This is a genomic window from Treponema endosymbiont of Eucomonympha sp. (genome assembly GCF_001028545.1).
The window spans coordinates 1-4644 of the sequence record NZ_BBPW01000063.1 but is presented as its reverse complement, the minus strand read 5'-3'; the positions used below and the strand labels follow the sequence as shown (position 1 = coordinate 4644).

Genomic DNA, 4644 nt, shown 5'->3' with positions numbered 1-4644 from the left:
TATTTGCTCGTAATTCGAGTTCCGCGCCTGTTTGTTTTGCAGCTTGTAAATGTTGACCATTTCGTCGAGGCACACGATAAAACCCGCATATCCCGCGAGCCGCACGAAGCGCGCAAAGAGCTTGAGCTGGTCGTAATAGTTCGAGTCGTCGACTATGGCGCGCACTCCGAGCGCGGCGCGCGCGTCCGTCTTCGTGGAGAACTCCCCGCGGAGCCAGCGCACCGCGTCCGCCTGCAGCGCGTCGTTGCCTTTTTCGGCGCCTTCGCAATACGCGCCGAGCACGGCGGCAAAATCGTAACCGTTCACTAGTTCCGTCAGGGGCTGCAGTCTGCTTTGAATCGCGGCGGCTACGCCGGCGCCCGTTTCCCGCGCCTCCGCCTTTGCTGCCGCGAGGAACTTTTCGACCACTCCCTGCACCGCGCCGCCGTCCGGCTTCGTGCGCGTGGAAAGGTTCCTCATAAGCTCCCGGTACAGCGCCCGCGCGTACCCGCCCGTCGCGTGCAGGCGTTTGTCGGGCGTCAAATCCGCCGACGCGGTAACGACGCCTTTTTCCAGCGCGATTGCGCGGGAAAGGTTCAGGAAAAACGTTTTGCCCGCCCCGTATTCGCCTATGACGAAGCGAACCGCGCCGCCCCCGTCGGCAACCCGCTCGATATCCTGAAGCATCGCTTCGATTTCGAGCTTCCTGCCCACCTGTATCAGGTGCTGCGCCGCCCGCGGCACCACGCCCGCCCGCAGCGACTGAATGACCGCGTCGCGGTCCCGCGGCCTGATTTTTCCGGTAACCATGCCGACAGTATAGCGCGCTTGCCGGTGAATAACAAGGCGGGCGTTACGCGTTCGGCTACGCCGAACGTCCGAGTTTTCTGAAAAAACTCGACATATAGGTAAGCTCGCGGCAGCGGAGCAAAAGCAGAGAGACAAGGCAACATTTACCGGAAACTTGCGCCTATAAAGAAACGGCAGGGTTTCTGCCTTGCCGTTTGTGCGCCGGTCTATTCCTTAATTTCAGCCGTCGGCGCAGACGGAATTATCCCCGCCGCAATCCGCCCTGCTTTGCGCAAATAGTTGTGCGCCCAACCCAGAAGCCGCGAGCAGCGTTGTTTCCGCGACCGCAACGAACGTTTTTTTACGTTTCGTCGTGGTACTGCCTCCTATCCCTTTGACGAGGGATTTTGAAATAGTGAATCAACCGAGCTATGCGGCAGATTCGCCATAAAACATACTATAAAAAGGATAAAGCGTCAATGCATGGGCGGCGAATTCGGCTTATGAAGAAATCCGCTAAAGGGCGGGGTTCCCCGCAAACTTCCGCGCCGTGCCAAGCGGCATTCCGCGCTCTGTTCGCTTGCAAAAACAACGGTTTTGGGTACACCCGCGAGCCGCTCATACAACTTTATGCGCCGCCCGCAAGAGTCTGCGAGTCACTCATAAGATCCTGCGAGTCACGCGCAAGGTCCCGCGAGTTGCTCGCAAGGTCCTGCGAGCCGGCTCATACAAGCCTGCGAGTCGCTCATAAGATCTTGCGGGCGACCCGCAAGATCCCGCGAGTTACTCGCAAGGTCCCGCGAATCGCGCAAAAAACCTTGCGAGCGGCTCAAAAACCGATATTCAGTGGCAATATGCGCCTGCGGGACGCGCATAAAAGCGTCTGAACGGCGCAAAAAACCGGCAGCCATTACGTCGCCGCCGGTCCCTCAAGCAGGCGCCGCTCGCTCTGCGGCAGCGGCAGCGAGATGACGACCGCCGTCCCTTCGCCGGCTATCGATTTTACGTCTATGTCTCCCAGAAACTCGCGGATAATCTTGTACGCCATAGTCATGCCGAGTCCGGTGCCGTCCGCCTTCGTCGTGAAATACGGCTCGAATATCCGCGCCGCCGTCTCCGGTTCCATTCCGTGCCCGTTGTCCGCGACGGTCAGGATATAGCGGTCGTGCCTGACCCGCGAACTGAACGCGAGGATTCCGCCGTCCGGCAGCGCGGCGACCGCGTTCTTCGCCAGATTCAGAATCACCTGACGGAACAGTTTTTCGTCCAGCAACAGGTCGGGGCATTCCGGCGCCAGCGACAGCTTCAGCTCGACGCGCTTTGCCGACAGCTCCGGCCGCAAAAACTCCGCCGCCTTTTTCAGCGCCTCGTCGGGGTTCGTCAGCGCCAGAACGGGGCGCACCGGGCGCACCGCATACAGGAAGTCCACGACGATTTTGTTCAGCCGCTCGATTTCTTCGTTCACTATGCCCAGATAGCGCTCAAGGAACTTCTCGCCGGGCAGCAAGCCGCCCGCGCCGCGCGCCTTGGCGAGCGCTTTTTGGATAAGCTGAATGTGAATGCTTATGCTGCCGAGCGGGTTTTTGATTTCGTGCGCGACGTTCGCCGCGACATTCGTCAGCCCCGCAAGGTTTTCCATTCGCCGCAGGAGCAGCTCCTGATTAAACTTTTCGGTAACATCGTCGATTTTCAGAATCGTGCCGGTCATCTTTTTGCCGCGGACGAGCGCCATTGCGGAAAGCGTTATGCGCCGCGTCGCGCCGCCCGGAGCGGAAAGCGCGAAATCCCGCGACACGTTGTTCCGCTGTTTTTCCCACAGCGACCTGACGAAAGCCGCGATGTCGGCATCCGCGATAAGCTCCCACACCGGCACGTCGCCGGCGCGCGGGTCGCCGGGGCTTTTGGCAAACGGCACGAGGCGTTCGGCGGCTTTGTTTGTCTGGTACAGCAGCCCGTTCTCGTCGCAGACGATAAGCCCCGTCGAAAGGGAGCCGAGTATGGCGTCGCGGATTTCGTTTTCTTCCGAAATCGCGTCTATGACCTGTTCAATCTGCTCGCCCGACAGCTTGGAGATTTTAGTCGAGACGCGCTTTACGAATCCGTTCACGGGGCAGGCTCCTTAGCGCGGGCTGGGAGAGCGGCTTTTAACCGCCGTACGCAAACACTGTATGTGCTTATCTAAACGGCACTTTAGAACGCTTGATAGCATTGTCTGGATAGTGTTTGCGCTTAAACAGGTGCCGTATTTTCTACGTCGAAATTCCTAATAATTTTGCCACAATCGGTGTTAATAGGTTTGACGATAAGGAAACACTGAAACTCGTTAAAGCGCTTCCTATGCCGCGAAGAAACTCTACAGATGCTTTTTTCTCTTTTATCGTTGTTTGAGTTTTTTGAAGTATTTTTTGCAACGCCATATCGTTTTTATTGTTGTCTGCCAATTCATTTAAATACTTCAATACCGCGTTTTCTTCGTTCGCTGTAATGTTAATCTGCGCATAAGGCGAATCCATTATTGTTTGCGAATTACTGTTACCAGAAATATTATACACAAAAGTACTCCCTGCAAAATCTTGCTCTCCCTTTTCTGGCGTTGGCGTTGTTTGCAAACTGCTTTCCGTCGCAAGATTCGGCTTTAGCCGCACCGCTTTTGCTTTATCTTGTTCGCCTTTCTTTTCATACGCAAATCCGCGCCCCAAAAACGCCTCCGCGCTATCCGGCTTCAGCATTATCGCTTTGTCATAATCAGCTATCGCTTTGTCGTAAGCTTTCTTTGCAAGATACGCACTACCTCGATTATTAAACGCCTTCGCATAATCCGGCTGTAGCCGTATCGCTTTGCCATAATCGTCTGTAAAATAATACGCAAGTCCCCGATTATTAAACGCCCCCGCGTCATCCGGCTTCAGCCGTACCGCTTCAGTATAGTCCGCTATCGCTTTGGCATAATCGCCTGTAAAATAATACACAAGCCCGCGCCCGATAAACGCCCCCGCAATATCCGGCTGTAACCGTATCGCTTCGTCACAATCCGCTATCGCTTTATCACAGTCGCCCTTATCAACATACGCAATTCCCCAATTATTAAACGCCTCCGCGTCATCCGGCTTTAGCCGTATCGCTGCGTCATAGTCCGCTATCGCTTTGCCATAGTCGCCTTTTTGTTCATACACAAAGCCTCGATTATGAAACGCTTCCGCAAAATTCGGCTGTAGTTCTATCGCCTTCGTGTATGCTTCTATCGCCGCGCCGTATTCTTTCTTATTGAGGTGTTCGTTTCCCTGCGCCCAAAAAGCTGCCGCTTCCGCGTTCACTTTTTCGCTATTCTCTGCCATTTCGTTCCTCCGCTGTTCGTTTCGCAGCCTTTTGCGCCGGTCGCTTCTATGCACGGCAGTTTCCCCACTCCCGCGCCGTCCGCGCTTCAGGGCAGTTATGCCGTATAACTGCCTTGTTACAAAGCGCAACTGCCTTGTGGCAAAGCGCAACTGCCCAAATCCAAAATATATCTAGACAGTTATAAAATATATCTAGGCAGTTACAAAGTATATCTAGGCAGATATGAAGTATATCTAGACAGTTACAAAATATATCTGGACAGATATAAAATATATTTAGGTAGTTATAGAATGTATCTAGGCAGTTTTACGCCCTCCGCGTTGCGCGCCGCCCGTATGCCGAGTTTTTTCAGGAAGCTCGAACATTGCCCCTGCGCCGCACGGATACTGCGTAAGGCCGAATGCCCCGCTCGGTAGGCAAGTCGGGCAGTGCTGGGTTTAGGTCTGGGAATTCGCAGGGGCGCGGGTGAATATCTAAAGTAAATTATGGATAAAATCACAAAAAGTTGCGACATTAGCAACAAATTCCGCGCTGCCCTTG

The 4644-nt window shown here is 54.8% G+C and carries 3 protein-coding genes; all 3 read right to left on the bottom strand.

The genetic code is table 11. The features are described from left to right. Positions 1 to 789 (bottom strand): BREX system ATP-binding domain-containing protein (locus AWU74_RS03965; RefSeq protein ID WP_162504773.1); only part of this gene is annotated, 789 nt, incomplete at its 3' end. Positions 790 to 1678: 889 nt separating this feature from the next. Beyond that, positions 1679 to 2875 carry a two-component system sensor histidine kinase NtrB gene (locus tag AWU74_RS03955; RefSeq protein WP_062327850.1) on the bottom strand — a complete coding sequence of 399 codons (1197 nt, stop codon included), beginning with the start codon at positions 2873 to 2875 and terminating at the stop codon, positions 1679 to 1681. Positions 2876 to 3017: 142 nt separating this feature from the next. Further along, on the bottom strand, positions 3018 to 4103 hold the full coding sequence (locus AWU74_RS03950) for a tetratricopeptide repeat protein (RefSeq protein ID WP_162502880.1): 1086 nt from the start codon (positions 4101 to 4103) through the stop codon (positions 3018 to 3020). Positions 4104 to 4644: the final 541 nt, after the last annotated feature.

Bases quoted from the DNA above. Each gene is read 5' to 3' on its own strand.
- AWU74_RS03950 (WP_162502880.1), bottom strand. From the start codon at position 4,103: ATGGCAGAGAATAGCGAAAAAGTGAACGCGGAAGCGGCAGCTTTTTGG.